Origin of the sequence: Haloprofundus marisrubri, from assembly GCF_001469955.1 — an archaeon.
GTDB classification, from domain to species: Archaea; Halobacteriota; Halobacteria; order Halobacteriales; family Haloferacaceae; genus Haloprofundus; species Haloprofundus marisrubri.
Genome location: NZ_LOPU01000034.1, coordinates 82,191 through 97,390, shown reverse-complemented (window position 1 = coordinate 97,390; position 15,200 = coordinate 82,191). Strand labels below are relative to the sequence as shown.

At 64.1% G+C, this 15,200-nt stretch carries 18 protein-coding genes; 9 read left to right on the top strand and 9 right to left on the bottom strand.

Features of this window, described 5'->3' with window-relative positions; translation table 11 throughout:
- Window positions 1-2 precede the first annotated feature (2 nt).
- The gene (locus tag AUR64_RS17480) at window positions 3-1,532 is read right to left on the bottom strand and encodes a PAS domain-containing sensor histidine kinase (protein ID WP_082230844.1); all 1,530 of its coding nucleotides are present in this window, start codon (window positions 1,530-1,532) and stop codon (window positions 3-5) included.
- A gap of 215 nt (window positions 1,533-1,747) precedes the next feature.
- Between AUR64_RS17480 and AUR64_RS17475 the strand changes: the two genes are divergently transcribed.
- On the top strand, window positions 1,748-1,933 hold the full coding sequence (locus AUR64_RS17475; RefSeq protein WP_058583248.1) for a hypothetical protein: 186 nt from the start codon (window positions 1,748-1,750) through the stop codon (window positions 1,931-1,933).
- 32 nt (window positions 1,934-1,965) lie between these two features.
- Window positions 1,966-2,391: a Holliday junction resolvase Hjc gene (gene hjc / locus AUR64_RS17470; protein WP_082230843.1), complete on the top strand. Its 426-nt coding sequence runs from the start codon at window positions 1,966-1,968 to the stop codon at window positions 2,389-2,391.
- Between the two features lie 160 nt (window positions 2,392-2,551).
- Here the strand turns inward: hjc and AUR64_RS17465 are convergent, their stop codons facing one another.
- Window positions 2,552-3,253 carry an SWIM zinc finger family protein gene (locus AUR64_RS17465; protein ID WP_058583247.1) on the bottom strand — a complete coding sequence of 234 codons (702 nt, stop codon included), beginning with the start codon at window positions 3,251-3,253 and terminating at the stop codon, window positions 2,552-2,554.
- 290 nt (window positions 3,254-3,543) lie between these two features.
- On the opposite strand from AUR64_RS17465, the gene AUR64_RS17460 reads away from it, so the two are divergent.
- Window positions 3,544-3,741 carry a DUF7472 family protein gene (locus AUR64_RS17460; protein WP_058583246.1) on the top strand — a complete coding sequence of 66 codons (198 nt, stop codon included), beginning with the start codon at window positions 3,544-3,546 and terminating at the stop codon, window positions 3,739-3,741.
- Window positions 3,742-3,821: 80 nt separating this feature from the next.
- On the opposite strand, the gene AUR64_RS17455 is transcribed toward AUR64_RS17460, so the two are convergent.
- Together AUR64_RS17455 and AUR64_RS20630 are read right to left on the bottom strand one after the other, a co-directional pair.
- The gene (locus AUR64_RS17455; RefSeq protein ID WP_058583245.1) at window positions 3,822-4,910 is read right to left on the bottom strand and encodes a DNA primase large subunit PriL; all 1,089 of its coding nucleotides are present in this window, start codon (window positions 4,908-4,910) and stop codon (window positions 3,822-3,824) included.
- Between the two features lie 171 nt (window positions 4,911-5,081).
- Window positions 5,082-5,219, bottom strand: a complete 138-nt coding sequence (locus AUR64_RS20630) for a hypothetical protein (RefSeq protein WP_155120650.1) — start codon at window positions 5,217-5,219, stop codon at window positions 5,082-5,084.
- Window positions 5,220-5,416: 197 nt separating this feature from the next.
- Between AUR64_RS20630 and AUR64_RS17450 the strand changes: the two genes are divergently transcribed.
- From AUR64_RS17450 to AUR64_RS17440, 3 genes are all read left to right on the top strand, one after another.
- On the top strand, window positions 5,417-5,830 hold the full coding sequence (locus AUR64_RS17450; protein ID WP_058583244.1) for a hypothetical protein: 414 nt from the start codon (window positions 5,417-5,419) through the stop codon (window positions 5,828-5,830).
- Between the two features lie 69 nt (window positions 5,831-5,899).
- On the top strand, window positions 5,900-6,487 hold the full coding sequence (locus AUR64_RS17445) for a DUF7474 family protein (protein ID WP_058583243.1): 588 nt from the start codon (window positions 5,900-5,902) through the stop codon (window positions 6,485-6,487).
- Window positions 6,488-6,617: 130 nt separating this feature from the next.
- Window positions 6,618-8,027: an MFS transporter gene (locus AUR64_RS17440; protein ID WP_082230842.1), complete on the top strand. Its 1,410-nt coding sequence runs from the start codon at window positions 6,618-6,620 to the stop codon at window positions 8,025-8,027.
- 57 nt (window positions 8,028-8,084) lie between these two features.
- Here the strand turns inward: AUR64_RS17440 and AUR64_RS17435 are convergent, their stop codons facing one another.
- Window positions 8,085-8,828, bottom strand: coding sequence for a DNA polymerase sliding clamp (locus AUR64_RS17435; protein WP_058583242.1), 744 nt, complete (start codon window positions 8,826-8,828; stop codon window positions 8,085-8,087).
- 225 nt (window positions 8,829-9,053) lie between these two features.
- Here AUR64_RS17435 and AUR64_RS17430 point away from each other — a divergent pair, with 225 nt between their 5' ends.
- The gene (locus AUR64_RS17430) at window positions 9,054-9,554 is read left to right on the top strand and encodes a hypothetical protein (protein ID WP_058583241.1); all 501 of its coding nucleotides are present in this window, start codon (window positions 9,054-9,056) and stop codon (window positions 9,552-9,554) included.
- 61 nt (window positions 9,555-9,615) lie between these two features.
- Window positions 9,616-10,392 carry a 23S rRNA (uridine(2552)-2'-O)-methyltransferase gene (locus AUR64_RS17425; protein ID WP_058583240.1) on the top strand — a complete coding sequence of 259 codons (777 nt, stop codon included), beginning with the start codon at window positions 9,616-9,618 and terminating at the stop codon, window positions 10,390-10,392.
- A gap of 36 nt (window positions 10,393-10,428) precedes the next feature.
- Here the strand turns inward: AUR64_RS17425 and AUR64_RS17420 are convergent, their stop codons facing one another.
- The 4 genes from AUR64_RS17420 to AUR64_RS17405 form a co-directional block, all read right to left on the bottom strand.
- The gene (locus tag AUR64_RS17420) at window positions 10,429-10,611 is read right to left on the bottom strand and encodes a hypothetical protein (protein ID WP_058583239.1); all 183 of its coding nucleotides are present in this window, start codon (window positions 10,609-10,611) and stop codon (window positions 10,429-10,431) included.
- 131 nt (window positions 10,612-10,742) lie between these two features.
- Window positions 10,743-11,447 carry a queuosine precursor transporter gene (locus tag AUR64_RS17415; RefSeq protein ID WP_058583284.1) on the bottom strand — a complete coding sequence of 235 codons (705 nt, stop codon included), beginning with the start codon at window positions 11,445-11,447 and terminating at the stop codon, window positions 10,743-10,745.
- Window positions 11,440-11,655, bottom strand: coding sequence for a ribbon-helix-helix domain-containing protein (locus AUR64_RS17410; RefSeq protein ID WP_058583238.1), 216 nt, complete (start codon window positions 11,653-11,655; stop codon window positions 11,440-11,442). The genes AUR64_RS17415 and AUR64_RS17410 overlap by 8 nt, the downstream gene beginning before the upstream one ends.
- Window positions 11,656-11,799: 144 nt before the next feature.
- Window positions 11,800-13,989 (bottom strand): twin-arginine translocase subunit TatC, encoded by a 2,190-nt coding sequence (locus tag AUR64_RS17405; protein WP_058583237.1) that lies wholly within the window; start codon window positions 13,987-13,989, stop codon window positions 11,800-11,802.
- A gap of 101 nt (window positions 13,990-14,090) precedes the next feature.
- Between AUR64_RS17405 and tatC the strand changes: the two genes are divergently transcribed.
- Entirely contained in the window at window positions 14,091-14,993 is a 903-nt protein-coding gene (gene tatC, locus AUR64_RS17400; protein WP_082230841.1) for a twin-arginine translocase subunit TatC, read from the top strand.
- Window positions 14,994-15,200 lie beyond the last annotated feature (207 nt).

The following is a 15,200-nucleotide window of genomic DNA, read 5'->3' as shown; positions in this document are numbered from 1 at the left end:
TTTTACGCGGCCAACACGCCCGCGAACTCGAAGCGCGCGCCGCCCTCTTCGCTCTCGGTGATACCGACTGTCCAGTCGTGTGCCTCCGCGATAGTCGAGACGATAGAGAGGCCGAAACCGGTTCCCCCGTCGCTCGTCGAGAAGCCGTGTTCGAGCGCCTCTTCGCGCAGTTCCGCGGGGATTCCGGGGCCGTCGTCGGCGACGAAGAAGCCGGGCCGGTCTTCCAGTCGCCCGACCGTTATCGTCACCGCCGAGTCGGTGTCGTCGCCCGGCGAGCCGTGTTCCACCGCGTTCCGAAACAGGTTCTCCAACAGCTGTCTGAACCGGGCTTCGTCGGCTTCGACGGTGAGATTCGACGCTATCGACAGCGTCGCCTCGGGCGCGTCGATGCCGAACCACGCCGCCTCGGCGACCGACGACAGCGAGACGGGTTCGGTCTCGCCGACGACTTTACCCGCCCGTGCGAGGTGCAGCAGTTTCGACAGCAGGTCGTCCATCTGTCGCACCGCTCGCGCGGCGGCGTCGAGTCGCTCTAAGTCGCCGGTCTCTCGCGCCAGTTCGATGTTGCCGGAGACGACGTTCAGCGGGTTTCTGAGGTCGTGGGCGACGACGGAGGCGAACTCGTCGAGTCGCTCGTTCTGTTGGCGGAGCGTCGCCTCCGTCTCGATGCGGACGAGCGCCTCCGAGGCGTGTGAGAGCAGCAACTCCGCCAGTTCGAGGTCCGACTCGTCGAACGCATTCGGTTCGGTGGCGACCGCCTGAAACACCGCCCGGTCGCCGAGTGGGACGCTCATGCCCGACCGGAACGTCTCCCGCGTCGGTTTCGTGTCGCCGTTCGTGGTTACGTCGCGGACGAGATACGACTCGCCGCTTCGGAGCGTCTTGCCGACGAGTCCCTCGTCGGGTCGCATCGTGCGAACGTCGTCGCGGGTCGACCCCGAGGACTGCGCTCGTGGGACGACTAAGCCGTCCTCCAACACGCCGATGTAGCATCGCTCGAACTCCAACACTTCCTCGGCGGCGGTGACGGTTCGTTCGTACACCGCCGTCGGTGAGTCGCTCGTTTCGAGGTCGCTTGCCACGTCGTGGAGGGTCTCTATCGTCGCTTGTCGGCGTTCCAGCGCCTGCTGCGCACGCACCCGGTCGGTGATATCCCTCCCCTGTGCGATGATGGCGACGACGTCGCCGGTGTCGTCTCGAACCGGTTGCAGCGAGACGTCGAGGTGGACCTCGTCGCCGTCGGCACCGGCGTTCGTCGCCTCGAAGCGGACGAACGACCCGTCTGCGGCCTTCGATATCCGTGTTTTCAGTGCTGCCGCTTCTGTTTCGTCGTGACGCCACCACGGCGTCTCCCAGAACAGACTCCCCGTCACCGCCTCCGCGTCGACGTCTCCGAACGACAACGCCGTCTCGTTGACTCGACGGAGTCGCCCTTCCGGCGTCAACACGCCGATGAACGAGGTGGGGTCGTCGAACATCGCCTCGAACTGCCACCCCTCCGTCTGCGTAGCCTCGTTCGGTCCCTCGGACATACCGTACCGCTACGACCCCTACGTTATCACTCTGACCCTTCCGAGTAGGAACTGACGGTAGCGAGGGGCAACGTCCAAAACGATGGCAGCGCTAACAACGACGGCAAGACGCTAGCGACAGCAGCAACGGCACCGGCAACGGCACCGGTCGCACCGGCCGCAGCGACGCCAGTGGCAGACAGAAAGCCTATAGGAGCGCTCGGAAACGCCCGGGCATGGACGTCGACGAGGAGTACACTTTACCAATCGCGCTCTTCATGCTCGCCAGTCTCGCAAACGTCGCCCTCGGCGTCTCGGTACTCGCCGTCGCGTGGTTCGCCATCGGTGTCGCCTTCGCCGTCGTCGGCGTGCTCTCCGGCGGCGACGCCGACCCCATCGCCGACCTCACGCGAGGGACGTAGCCTTTTTAGGCTGATTCCGCACAGAACACACCATGTCTAACGCGAAAGGTGACCGTCGTGAACGCGAACTCGTCAACAAACTCGACGAGGCGGGGTTTGCGGTGATGCGCGCGCCCGCAAGCGGCGGCGCGACGACCCGTGAACTGCCGGACGTCCTCGCTGGCGACGGCGACCGGTTCTACGCCATCGAAGCGAAGTCGAGCGCGGGCGACCCTATCTATCTCACCGGCGAGGAAGTCGAGGCGCTCATCTTCTTCGCGCGAAACTTCGGCGCGAAAGCCCGTATCGCCGTCCGATTCGACCGCGAGGACTGGTACTTTTTCCACCCCGGCGACCTCTACGTCACCGACGGCGGCAACTACCGAGTCAAAAAGGAAACGGCGCTGAAAGACGGCGAGGATTTCGCGGAGTTCGTCGGTCAGTCGGCGAAAACGACGCTCGGCGACGTCGAATCCTGAACTGACTGCTTCGATTCGATTCTCTCTGCTCTGGTTTTCTTTCTCCTATTCTCCTGTCGTCCTTTCTTCGACGCGACGCCCGGTCTCGCAGAGTTGCTTCCGAAAGAGCGCCGTCGCTCTCGGTTCGTCGACGCAGAAACACGTCGGTATCGTCCCGGAATCAGGCTTCCGCGAGCGGTACCTGGCTCTGGAAGCCGCCGGGTCGCGGTCGGTCACCGCGTTCGCGGTCGACGTGGCGGAGGCGCGACGCCGGGAAACTGTACCGGCGAGCGCCGTCGAACTCCAGTCGGCCGTCGACGGCGCGAATCGACCCGAGGTAGACCGCCTCGACGACCGGTTCGTGGTCGCCGTAGTCGGCGTTCGTCTCGTAGTCGGCGACGGTGCGGCCGCTGCCGTCCTCGACGACGACTTCGTCGGCGCGGCGGTGGACGACGCTCGTAACGACGAGTGCCGACCCGCTCTCGCGGTCACGGACGAACTCGCCGCTCTCGAACTCGTGGTCGGCGCACAGCTGCGGGCCGGTCGCCCCGAACGGGACGAACACGGCTCGGCCGCAGACCGCACAGACGGAGCGTCGCTCGGTCGGCGCGGGCTGGCGGCGTTCGTTCACCTCGATAGCGACACGGCGCAGGTGTTTGCACCGCGCGCCGCGGATGGCGTAATCCGGACAGGTACACGACCGGGCCTCGAGGTCGACGACGTACGTGCCGGTGTTGGTCTCGACGACGTAGCGGCGGTCTCTGAGCGGTCGGACGGCCATCGGGTCGGCGCGGGCGCGGAGCGACCGGCCTTCGTAGCCGTCGGCTGATAGTGTGGTCTTGCGAGTCGCGGATGACGCGGATGCGTTTCGTGAGTGCGTCATAATGTCACCGGGGCGTGGGCGGCACTCCCCGTATCTATACGGAGGGCTCGAAGACACCTAAACCTTCGGCTAGTGCCTTCGAAACGTCCGAATTCGTCGGAATAGCGCTTCCAGATATACGATGGCCCAACACAGAAAATGGCTGAACTGAAACACGAACTGCAAGGCCCGTCGTCGACGGACTCACACGCCGCGACGACTGACTGACCCACCGCGACGACAGTCCCGAGAACGAATCCCCGGAGAACGGCATCGAAGATGTTTTACTCCGGTCGTGGGAAGCCGAAGCCATGGAACTCGATGGGGAGACGCTGCGTGAAATCGTCGTCTCCGTTATCGCTGTCGGCCTCTTCATCGCCGCCGCCCTCTACATCGGGACGGCGTACGGCGGGTCGAACCTCGACCCGACGGGCGGACTCGCACTCGTCGCTAGTATCGCGTTGTTTGTCGTGCTGATGGCTATCGTCGGCGTCTTTCTCTCGCGGTAGGCGGCGACGCTTCTCGACTCAGTTTCCGTCCGTGCAGAGCTCTCTGTAGCCTTCAGAAACGTCAGAACCCGCAGAACTCCTCAATCGGCGGCGTTGCCGGCGCGTTCACCCTCGTCGTCGAGCGCTCTCGCGTAGTACGCCAGCGGATGGGTGATGGTTTCACAGCGCTCGTCTGTGTTCACGCAGTCGCCGTAGGCGGCCATCGTCGCACACGACGGCGGTGCGTACTGCGTTCCCGAATCGTCGCGCAGATACTCCGTCTGGTAGCGAATCTCCTCCTCGTCGAGCGCCGAGTCGCGGTAGACGGCGACGATTTCGTCGGTGTCCATCCCGATTCCAGTCAGAAACGCGGTGAGTGCAAATCGTGAATGGTGGTCCAACTCCGCACCACGGCCGGCGCGTTCGAGCAGCTGTTTCATACACGGCGGAAACAGGTCGGGAACGACGGTGTCGATGCGGCCGACGGGTTTCCGGTCGGCGAGCAGTCCGCGGAGCGACTCGATTTCCGCCGAGAGCGCCTCGGCGATGGCGTCGTCGCCGACGACGAACGGCAGTCCTTCGGCGACCTGTCGCCTGACGGCTTCGCGGAGCAGGTCGTACAGTTCTTCGCGGGTGATTCGTACGTCTCCCTCGCTGACTTCGCGGTTGACGAGTCGCCACCGGTCGCCCCAGTCGGGGTCGACGAGCGTCAGGTACGTCCCGAGCGAGACGCGGTAGGGGTCGTCCTTTCGGGGTTGCCCCGCAGTCTGTGTGTCGGATTCCGGTCGCACGTCGTCGGTCAACTCGAACTCCGTGAGGAACTCGCCGAGTTCGACGGTGCTGGTGCCAGTGCTCTTGAGTCCGTCGTCGGTAGACTGGAAGTCGTCGGTGAAGCGGTCGTACGCCGTCGCCGCCTCCGCCTGTGCGTACTTGCGGACGGCGGCGGGCGCGTCGATGAGCGAGACGAGGATGCGCGCGACGGGGTAGGAGAGCAGTTCGTCGCGGGCGGACCACTCACCGGGCGTCTCGCTCTCGACGGTTCCGGCCATCAGCGCACGTTCGACGCGTTCGAGCGCACGAGAGACGGCGGGGTCGTCGGTCGTGACGAGTTCGCCCAGCGCCACGCCGGACTGGCCGACGGCCTCTCTGGCGGCCGCGAAGAACGGGTACCGGGCGTGACGCGCGTTCATGGAGCGTACGGTTTCCGGTGGGTATGGATAAATACGGCGGTTGGGTGATGACGCCGCGAGCGCACGGCACGGAGTACGGTCTCTGGCTTCCGACTCACGCACTCCACCCGTGGCTCTCGTCCGGTGGTTTTCGCGTCCGAGCCTCCTCTCGTGGAAAATTCAACTATCCGATTACGGTCGCAGAAAGTTCAGAAGGCCGCCGTCGATTACCCGCTCGCCGTCCAGCAGGTCGTCCTCGATGAGTTCGGTCGCCGGCCACCCGTCGAGTTTGCCACCCAAGTAGTTCTGGTCCGTGTTCCGACTTTTCATAGCATCTATTACTGTGCGGTAGACACGGATATACATCACGAAACTGATGATTTAACAGTATCAATCACTAGCTTTCTTGGTTTTTCGCTAGTGTCGCTAAGCCGATATGTGTCGTGGGAGAGTACGCTCGCCGTAGAGCGGTCGTCGAGCACGTTCCCCCAACTGATTTGACGACTCCTGCCAGAGAGGAAGTCACTGTGCAACGCCGTCAGTTCCTCGCCTTCCTCTCCGCTTCGACGCTTTCTGGCTGTTTCGGCGGTCCGCGACGGTCGATTCGGCTCGGAACGCTCGTCGTCAGCAACCGCGACGAAACACAACACACGCTCGACGTTCGAATCGAAGCCGACGAGACGGTCGTTTTCGACCGTACCGTTTCGCTCACCGGTGCCCGCTCCGACGACACCGACTCGGCGGACCAGTCCGCTCCGTCGAAATCGTGGGACAGAGTCGCCAACACGGCCGGTCTGTATCGTGTCCACGTTCGACTCGACGGTGGCGAGTGGCGAGAAACCGACCTCTCGTTGCTGAGGCGCGAGTGTGTCGACCTGCTGGTCGTCGCCGACGCAGACGGAGTCGCCGACCTCACGCATCTCTCGTGCGGCGCGCTGTGAGTTCTCCTCTCGCCCGAAGCCGACAACCACGCAAGCTAAGGTTACCGAACCAAAATCCCGCCTAGACCCGTGCCACGCTTCGACTACCCCTGTCCGGGCTGTCTCACCACCAACAGCCTCCACGACGCCGACTGCCGCTTCGAGGGCACCGCGTGGCCCGAGGTGGAGAAAGCTTACACCGACATCGTCTCGCTGCTCTCTGCGGGCCCGAAACACGAGGAGAGCCTCCCCGACGCCGTCCACGGCGAGTGGGGCTCGCTCCACGTCGCGGCACTGGACCGCCTCAAGTACGACGAACGACTGCAAGAGGAGAACGGCCGTCTCGAACTGCTCACTGCCGCCGAGTACAAGGAGATGGTCTCCGAGCCGACCCGCGAACCGATGAAGACCCTCTATCGAAAAGGGAGCTACCCGGGCTGTCACGACAACGCGGTGTTCGCCATGATTGCGTGGTACGAGATGGTCGGGCTCTCGTGGGCCGAGACGAAAGAGAACGTCGTCGCGTGGCTCAGAGAGAGCGGCACGTGGACCCGCGGCGGCTTCGAGGAGGCGTCGCCCGAACAGCTCGTCGAAAGCAAGCGCCACGTCTACGAGGCGGGCTACGGCTGGAAAGAGAAAGCCCAAGCGGCGAAGTCAGTCATCGACCGCCACAACTGAGGCCGACCGAGTCGTTCCGGCGTCCCGTTTCCCGGTTCAGTTCGTTTCTCGGCGTTCGGGCCGCTCTCTCCGACTTTCCGAATCTCTCAGCCACGATAGAGTTAGGCCCGCTGGAAGCCTCCCTTTCACAATGAGTACTCCTCGGTCGGCCACTGCGACCGACGTGGTTCGGAACCCCCGGCGGGCGCTCGCTATCGTCGTCTTCGTCGTCTTCATCGACCTTCTCGGCTTCGGGGTCGTCATCCCGATTCTGCCGTTCTACGTCCGAAGCTTCGGCGTCAGCGACGTGTTTATCGGGCTTCTTGCCGCCTCCTACTCGCTGATGCAGTTCGGATTCGCGCCGTTTCTCGGCCGCCTCTCCGACCAGCGGGGTCGCCGTCCGGTCATCATGCTCTCTCTGGCCGGCAGCACCGTCGCGTGGACTATCTTCGGCCTCGCCGCGGAGTTTTCCTCCCTCTTCGGCGTCGCTGCGGGCGTCACCGTCCTCTTCGTCTCGCGGATGCTCGCCGGAGCGATGGGCGGTAACATCGCGGCCGCGCAGGCGTACGTCGCCGATATCACGCCCGAAGAGCGGCGAGCAGAGGCGTTAGGACTCGTCGGGGCGTCGTTCGCGCTCGGCTTCGTCTTCGGACCCGCTATCGGGGGGTTGTTCGCCAGCGACGCCGTCGTCGCCGCTGCGGAGGGTCTGTTCCCGGCGTTCGTCCCCGCGACGCCGTTCTCGCTGCCGAGTTTCGCCGCCGCGCTGTTCAGCCTGACGAGTCTGGTCTTCGCCGCCCTCTTTCTCGAAGAACCGGCGCGAACGCGAGGTACTGCGCCCCGAACGACGCTCGTCTCGCAGTTCGCCGACGCGCTCCGGGACCCGAACCTCCGGGGACTCGTCGTCTCCTTCTTTCTCGTCTCCGTCGCCTTCTCGGGAATTCAGGTGATGTTCATCCCCTTCGCGGCCGACATCTACGGCTATCAGGAGACCCAGACGGCGTTTCTTCTGACCTACATCGGGGTGTTGGGCGTGTTCAATCAGGGCGTCCTCGTCGGGCGTCTCTCGCGGCGCTACCGCGACTCTTACATCGCCGTCGCCGGAGGGACGATTCTCTTGGTCGCGCTCGCGGCGATTCCGTTCTCGCCCGAACTCGGCGCCCTGTTGCCACCTCTCGGCGGCCCCGAGTATCTGACGCCTGCGCTCGTCGCGCTCCTCGTCGCGCTGGCGCTGCTCTCCGTCGGCAACAGTCTGCTGAACGTCGCGCTGACGACGCTCGTCTCGAAGGCGACGAGCGCCGAGACACAGGGCAGCGCCTTCGGCGTCACACAGGGGGCCGGAAGCTTGGGCCGAACCGTCGGCCCGCCCGCGATGGCGGCGCTGTACGTCTTTACGTACTGGTCGCCGTTCGTCGCCGGCGCACTGATAATACTGCCAATTCTGACGATTCTCGTCGGTATCGCCCGGACGGGGTTGGCCTCGCCGCCCGATGTGAGTCGAACGGAGGGACCGACCGACGGGGTGGTCGGCGAACCCGACGGTGGCGACGAGCGGAGTCGGTAGAACCGAACGGGTGAGTCCCGAGAGGCCGCAGAAAAATCCCGAGAAAGCCGCGAGAACTCAGTCGCTCTGGATGCGCGGTGCGAGCATGTACGTCACGTGACCCATGCCTTCACCGAACTCGTAGTGGAGTTTGACGGGGAACTCCTCACCGAGTTCGACGGTGACCTCGGCGTCGGAGGGAATCGCCTTGTTCATGTCCTTGAGGTAGTCGAGGCTGAACAGCGAGTCCGCCGGACCCGCCGAGAGGTCGATGAGGTCGTCGCGGCCGAGTTCGAGGTCGACGTCGTCGGTGTCGCCCTCGGCTTCGATGTGGAACGTCTCGTCTGCTTCGTCGACGCGGAGGCCGATGTGGTCCGAAACCATGTCGGCGGCTTTGATACCGCGGTCGAGATGCGTGCCTTCGACGACGATGGTCGCCGGGAGGTCGAGGTCCGGGATGTCCGGTTCCTGCCGGATGGAGTCGGGGTCGATGAGCGCGAGCGTGTAGGAGAGGCCCTCTATCTGGATGTGGAGTTTCCGCGTCTCCTCGTCGAGTTCGAGGTGGACGAGGTCGCCGGTGTTCGCCATGCCGGCGATATCCTCCAGTCGCGAGAGGTTGACGCCGATGACGCCGCCGTCTGCTTCGTAGGACTCGAACGCCGCAGCGTCGAGCGTGAGGTCGACCATGCCCACGTTCGCGGGGTCGACGGCCCGAATAGCGAGTTCGTCCTCGTTGAGTCGAATCTTACACTCGTCGACCAACACGCTCACCGAATCGAGCGCGTCCCGGAGCGTCGACGCGCTCACGATGGCCTGGAACATATATAGCGACCTACGAGAGGGGTATTAAAAATACCCGTGGTTTAGGCGTGCGCGTGCGCGCATGAGACCCTGATGAGTCGGGTGATTTCGCCGTTCGCGTGCGGCCGCAACGTCTCGTCGACGACCCGACGCCGACACTCCTCGAGGCCCGCCGCCTTCGGCGGTTTCCGCCTGCGCACGCAAGCAGACGAACTGTCCGTCTCTTCGCTGTACTTTCCGTGAGCCATGGCAGAACTCGAAACGTCGCGGGAGTTGTCGCGAGCGGAAGTCGCTGCGTATCTCCGCGAGTTCGCGGACGAACTCGACCGCCGAGACGACGGCACTACCCACCACGACGAGGCGCACAGAACGGATACGTCGAATCGGACCACCGGTGGAACGACCGACACGCATACGACGGAGAGCACCGACGCGACCCGAACGTCGCGTGACTCGCCGGACACCGCGACGACGGCCGAGGACAACACCGCCGACACCGCAGGCACGACCGACGAGACCACCGACGGCGAAAACAGTCAGACCCACTCGAACACGAACTACCGGAAAGTGACGTTCCTCGTCGGCAACGACAGCGCGACCATCAATCCGCCGGAAACCGTCTCCTTCGACGTCGCCGTCGACTCGGACTCCTCGCTGATGGAGGCCGGCACCCGCGAACGCGTCGACTTCTCCATCGCATGGGACGCCGACAGCGTCCCCGAAGACGACGAACTCCGTATCGAGTAGTCGGCGTGGGCCTCGCGCCCGAACGAAGGCGTTTTTCGGCTTCGCGCGCAATCTCCGGGAAATGGCGCGCAAAGACGAATACTACAACCGGGCCAAGCAGGAGGGCTACCGCGCCCGCTCGGCCTACAAACTCCAGCAACTCGACGAGACGGCGAATCTCCTTCACCGAGGCGCGTCGGTCGTCGACTTGGGCGCTGCTCCCGGCGGTTGGTTGCAAGTCGCCGCCGAGGAAGTCGGCCCCGAAGGAACCGTCGTCGGCGTCGACCTCCAGCGAATCAAATCCCTCGACGCGGAGAACGTCGAGACGATTCGCGGCGACATGACCGACGAGGACACGAAATCTAAACTCTTGGACCTCGTCGGCGAGGACGGCGCGGACGTCGTGATTTCTGACATGGCACCAAACATGACCGGCGAGTACTCGCTGGACCACGCCCGCTCTGTCTACCTCGCCCGGCAGGCGTTCGAGGTGGCGATGGACGTTCTCGATGCCGGCGGTGACCTCGTCGTGAAGGTGTTCGACGGTCAGGACCTCCAGGACCTGAAAGACGATATCGACCCGGAGTTCCAGTACGTCCGTGAAGTCCGGCCACAAGCCTCCAGAAAGCAGTCTTCGGAACTCTACCTCGTCGCCAAAGGGCGCATCACCGCGCCCGTCTCCGTCGGCGACGAACTCGAACTCGACATCACCGACGTAGGTAACGAAGGCGACGGCATCGCCCGTGTCGACGGCTTCACCCTCTTCGTCTCGGGGGCCGACGAAGGCGAGACGGTTCGCGTCCGCGTCACCGACGTGAAACCGAAGTTCGGATTCGCCGAGCGAGTCGACGACTCGTAATCTTCGTTTTCGTGTTTCGACCGCCGCTGGCGGTTCTCACCCCAAAACGAGGTCCAGCGCCAACTCGGTCCGACACGTCTCGCCGGGTCGAACTCGTCCGTCACACCGGCCGACGGCGACGATATCGCCGAACGGGAGATACCGGTTGCAGTTCGGACAGTTGATGCCGCCCTCCATCCAGTCGCTCTCTGTGAGACGGATACGACGCGTGGAATCCATGCGTCTCGTTAGCCACTGTCAGTGATAAGTTCCAACTCCGTTCGACGAGACTGTCGCAGGTGGCGGTGCGTTGCGGTGTTGCTGTCTCCGCTCCTCACCGGTCCGTTTCGACAGTGGTCCGCGTCTAACGTCTACACCGAGACCCGTTCTCGGTCGTCGCCGGACCGACGGAGAACCCCGACGACGGCGTAGACGAACGGCGTATCGACGATGGCGATGAGCAGTTTTAGGATGTACTGGCCGACGACGAGCGAAATCACGACCGGAACCGGCGTCGCCTGCCCGATTCCGAGCACCGCGGGCGCGACGAGGAAGCCGACGACGACGAACAGCACCGTATCGAGCGCCTGACTCGTCGCCGTCGACGCGACGTTGCGGAGCCACAGATGGTCGCCGCCGGTCGCCTCACGGATGCGATGAAAGACGAGTACGTCCCAGTTCTGACTGACGAGATAGGCGACCAGACTCCCGAGAACGATGTTCGCGCTCGGAGCGAGGACGGCCTCGAACTGCGCGGCGAACTCTGGGTCGAGTGCGGGTGCGGCGATGGTGCCGGCGACCAGCGCGAGAACCACGAGATTCATCGCAAAGCCGACGTTCACCATCCGCTGGGCCGCTTTCCGTCCATAGAGTTCCGAGTAGCAATCGGAGGCGAAGAAAGTCACCGCATACGCCAGCGCCGCACCGGGAAGCGCGAGACTGTCGCCGACGACCGGTAGCGACACCGGTAATCCGAACGCGAGCAGTTTCGCGGCGGTCAGTTGTGCCGTGACGAGCGCGGTGACGAAGAGACCCACGAGCGCGATTTCGCCCGTCGCAAGTCGCGACTCACGCACCGTCGTCACCCGACTCGCCGTCCGTCGAGGCGTCGCGTTCGTCCGCCAACCGTCCGTGTCGTTCGTCTATCTCGTCGAGGAGGTCCAACGTCTTGCGAACCGACGCCCGGATGGCGTCGCTTCGGTTGACGAACTTCTTGTCGTCGCCGACGTGCTCGTCGAGGTCCGCGAGCAACTCGTCGGGGATTTCGACGCTTATCTTAGCCATACCCGTCACGTATCGAAGGTGGCACTTACGTGTTTCAGTTTTTAGCGACCGCTGTGCGCAAAACCCGTAGACGAGACCGGCTTCTGTCATCGTCTTTTACGTACGTCGAAAAGAGGCCGCCGGACCGCTCGAACGCCCGGCCGCTCAGGCGTCGCTCGTGCCCGGCGCGGGCGCGAGGTCACGCCGCCCGCCGAGCGTCAGCACGAACAGCACCGCGATGCCGGTGGCGTACGCGGCCATCAGCGGAATCGTCACCATGAACATCGTGATGATGTCCGCGGGGGTGAACAGCGCCGCGATGGTGAGAATCGCCACCGTCACTTCGCGCCAGCGTCCGCGCATCCGCCGGTACGAGAGACCGACGGTGTTCAGAAGCACCATCAACACCGGGATGTCCGCGAGGATACCGATACCGGCGGTGGTGAAGAAGATGAGCCAGAAGAAATCCGTAATCTGGTAGCTGATGACGACGTTCGCCGCCAGCGCGTCGGCGGCCAGATACGAGATGACCGTCGGCGCGATGTAGACGTAGCCGAGGTAGAGACCACCGAGCAGGCCGCCGAGAAGCACCGCGGCCCACCCGAAGATGACGCTCCGGTGGCCGCGAACGAAGTTCCGCTCGCGCAGAGCGGGCCACGCGAAGAAGGCCAGAAGCGGGAGCGTCGCAATGGCGGCAATGAGCGTCGAGAACTTCACCTCGAAGATGAGCGCCTCGACGGGGTGCAGCGTGATGACGTTCACCTGCTCGATGTCGAAGGCGGCGGGCATCTGCGCGAGGAAGCCGTCGAAGATGGTCCCGATACCGCCGCTGTAGAGCCACGCGAACGTCCCCGCGAGGACGACCATGAACCAGCCCACGAGGATGAACGACCGCGAGCGGAGGCTGTCGACGATGAACGCGACGTCCTTGTAGTAGCCGCCGATGTCGTCCTCGTCGCGTTCGCCGTCGGTGAGACCCTCCAGCAGGGTGCCGCTGGCTCTGGACGCTCTGTCGCCGACGTCGTCGTCGACGCCGGGGACACTGTTCCCTTCTTCGGGTTCTTCCTCACGGCTCTCCTCGGCCTCGTCGAACCGGTCGAGGATGGCTTGGGCTTTCGCGTTGTCACCGTCGTCGATGGCGGCGCTGGCGTAGCCCATCGCCTCCTCTTCGGTGAGGCCCGTGAACGCTTCCGGGGGTGCCGCGCGGACGCCCGCCGCGTCGAGTTCGGTGAGGTCGATAGCCGCCGGGTCACCCGTCTGCCCGCGGACCTGCGGACCGGCCGTCGCTTCGATGTCGCGGTAGATGCCGTAGAACAGGCCGAGTAAGAGGCCGACCGCACCCGCGGCAGCCGAGTAGATGAGGATGGTCGTCTCCGCCGGGTACGGGAGTTGCTGGCCGAGTGGGACGACGCGGTAGGTGCTGTTGAGGTACGCCAGCGCCCAGTTGACGTAGTCGAGACCGCCGTAACTGTAGAACGCGTTGGTCGCGCCGCCGAACAGGATGGCGAAGCCGAGGACGATGTTCCACTGCGAGCGGACGGTCCGGCCGAGGTCTATCTGTTGGCTCCCGCGTTTTGCGGTGACGACGACTTTGGCGAGGTAGAGACTCGCGGCGTACAGCACCAGAAGCGGCACTGCCCACATGATTTGCGTGAACGGGTCCGGCGGCGAGAAGAACGCGCCGAAGACGAAGATGAGGACGACGGCGTGGCGCCACTTGTCGCGGAACGTCTCGTACTTGACGATGCCGCTGTACGACAGTCCCGTGATGGCGAGTGGCATCTGTGCGGCGAACCCGAACGAGAGCGTGAGCAGGAAGATGAACTGCGCCCACTTGACGATGGAGTACCGCGGGGAGAAGCCGACGGAGATGGCGTTGTTCGCAAGGAACTTGAACATCAGCGGGAAGAACAGCGAGTAGCCGTACACCAGTCCGGCGAAGAACAGCACCGCTGCCATGAGGCCGATGAGCGCGAGTTTCCACGGCTTCACCGGCGACTGCGGCCACATACCCCGCGCTTTGAGCGCGTCACGCGAGAAGTAGACGAATATCGGGAGAGCGACGATGATACCGGCGACAATGCTTATCTTCCCTTGCAGGAGGATGACGTCGAACGGCGTCTGTGCGATAAAGCGGACGTCTTGGGCCGTCGACGCCTCCATCTGCGCTCGGGTGACGTTCTTCAGAAACTCCCAGACCCACAGTTGGAGCGCGTAGAACGTCCCGAGAAACCCGATAAGAAAGACGATGAAGACCTTCTGGAGGTCTTTTTGGGCCGAGCGCAACATCGCGCCGGCCGTCTCCCGCCCCGCATCGAGCGTCTGGCGGGTATCCTCGTCGAGCGCGCTGGACATAGGTGTAGGAAACCCTCTCGCGGTTATCAATCTTTTCTCACCGTCGCGTGGACGCGCAGATGAAAAAGGCCTATAACGGCACCACGCCGTAGTGGAGATGAATGGGCGAGGAAGCGAACTCGACGCCCGGTTTCTCCGAGGTGTCCACGGATTCGACTGTCGAGTCGGCAGAGACAGCTGACGCCGACGTTGCGACATCGGAACCCGACGATGCCGCCGCTTCCGCCGCTTCCGCCGCATCCACGCCGGAGACGGCCGCAGACGACGGCGGTCTGTTCGGCGACGGTCCCGCGTCGGACCAGGAGATGCCGCTGACCGAACACATCGAGGAGATGATGCGCCGCCTCGGCGTCGTCTTCCTCATCGGCGGCATCGCCACGCTCGTGGCGTACCCCCTCGGGGCCGACCTCATCAACTACTTGTGGGGGTCGTACATCCCCGACCCGGCGACCAACCGCCCGCACGTCTACGGCCCGCTGGAACTCATCCTCACCGAACTGAAGGTTGCCGGTCTCGCGGGCGTCATCGTCGGCCTTCCGATTTTCGTCTACCAGACGTACCGGTTCATGCGCCCCGGTCTGTACCCGCGTGAGCGTCGCTACTACCTCGCCGCGATTCCGACGAGTCTCATCCTTGCAGTCGTCGGTGCGGCGTTCTCGCACTTTCTCGTCCTCCCGTTCGTCTTCGATTACTTCACGGTGTACACGACGAGAGCCGTCGAAGTCGCCTTCGCGCTACAGGACACGTTCAACCTCATCGTGCTCCTGACGGCGTACATGTCGGTCGTGTTCCAGATTCCGCTGTTCATCATGCTCGCGGTGATGATGAATCTCGTCACCCGCGTCTGGATGGAGGACAAGCGTCTCCTCTTCTGGGGTGCGTTCGCCGGTATCTCCTTTATCGCCACCCCGGACCCGACGGGGATGGCCCCCATCATCGTCGCTGTGACGATGATTTTCCTCTTCGAGGGAACGCTGGCGCTGCTTCGGTGGACCGGCAACTAGGACACTTCCTCTCGTCTCTATCCAACTCTCACGCCCACTTCCCAGAGCGACCGCTCCGAGCGTTTATGACCGATAGCGAGACCATCGCCCCTATGCGCTGACGAGCGACTCGGAGCGAGTCGAGGCGGGTGTGCGGTCAACCGCTCCGAGTGCGACCGACAACCCAATACCGACGCGGCCGCCTGTTCGCATTTTTCCAGCTATCGC

Excerpts from the sequence above, each read along its gene's own strand:
- AUR64_RS17410 (WP_058583238.1), bottom strand. The coding sequence starts at position 11,655 with ATGGCTAAGATAAGCGTCGAAATCCCCGACGAGTTGCTCGCGGACCTC.
- AUR64_RS17435 (WP_058583242.1), bottom strand. The coding sequence starts at position 8,828 with ATGTTCCAGGCCATCGTGAGCGCGTCGACGCTCCGGGACGCGCTCGAT.
- AUR64_RS17405 (WP_058583237.1), bottom strand. The coding sequence starts at position 13,989 with ATGTCCAGCGCGCTCGACGAGGATACCCGCCAGACGCTCGATGCGGGG.
- AUR64_RS17430 (WP_058583241.1), top strand. The coding sequence starts at position 9,054 with ATGGCAGAACTCGAAACGTCGCGGGAGTTGTCGCGAGCGGAAGTCGCT.
- AUR64_RS17455 (WP_058583245.1), bottom strand. The coding sequence starts at position 4,910 with ATGAACGCGCGTCACGCCCGGTACCCGTTCTTCGCGGCCGCCAGAGAG.
- hjc (WP_082230843.1), top strand. The coding sequence starts at position 1,966 with ATGTCTAACGCGAAAGGTGACCGTCGTGAACGCGAACTCGTCAACAAA.
- AUR64_RS17465 (WP_058583247.1), bottom strand. The coding sequence starts at position 3,253 with ATGACGCACTCACGAAACGCATCCGCGTCATCCGCGACTCGCAAGACC.
- AUR64_RS17440 (WP_082230842.1), top strand. The coding sequence starts at position 6,618 with ATGAGTACTCCTCGGTCGGCCACTGCGACCGACGTGGTTCGGAACCCC.
- AUR64_RS17460 (WP_058583246.1), top strand. The coding sequence starts at position 3,544 with ATGGAACTCGATGGGGAGACGCTGCGTGAAATCGTCGTCTCCGTTATC.
- tatC (WP_082230841.1), top strand. The coding sequence starts at position 14,091 with ATGGGCGAGGAAGCGAACTCGACGCCCGGTTTCTCCGAGGTGTCCACG.
- AUR64_RS17420 (WP_058583239.1), bottom strand. The coding sequence starts at position 10,611 with ATGGATTCCACGCGTCGTATCCGTCTCACAGAGAGCGACTGGATGGAG.
- AUR64_RS17480 (WP_082230844.1), bottom strand. The coding sequence starts at position 1,532 with ATGTCCGAGGGACCGAACGAGGCTACGCAGACGGAGGGGTGGCAGTTC.
- AUR64_RS17475 (WP_058583248.1), top strand. The coding sequence starts at position 1,748 with ATGGACGTCGACGAGGAGTACACTTTACCAATCGCGCTCTTCATGCTC.
- AUR64_RS17425 (WP_058583240.1), top strand. The coding sequence starts at position 9,616 with ATGGCGCGCAAAGACGAATACTACAACCGGGCCAAGCAGGAGGGCTAC.
- AUR64_RS20630 (WP_155120650.1), bottom strand. The coding sequence starts at position 5,219 with ATGAAAAGTCGGAACACGGACCAGAACTACTTGGGTGGCAAACTCGAC.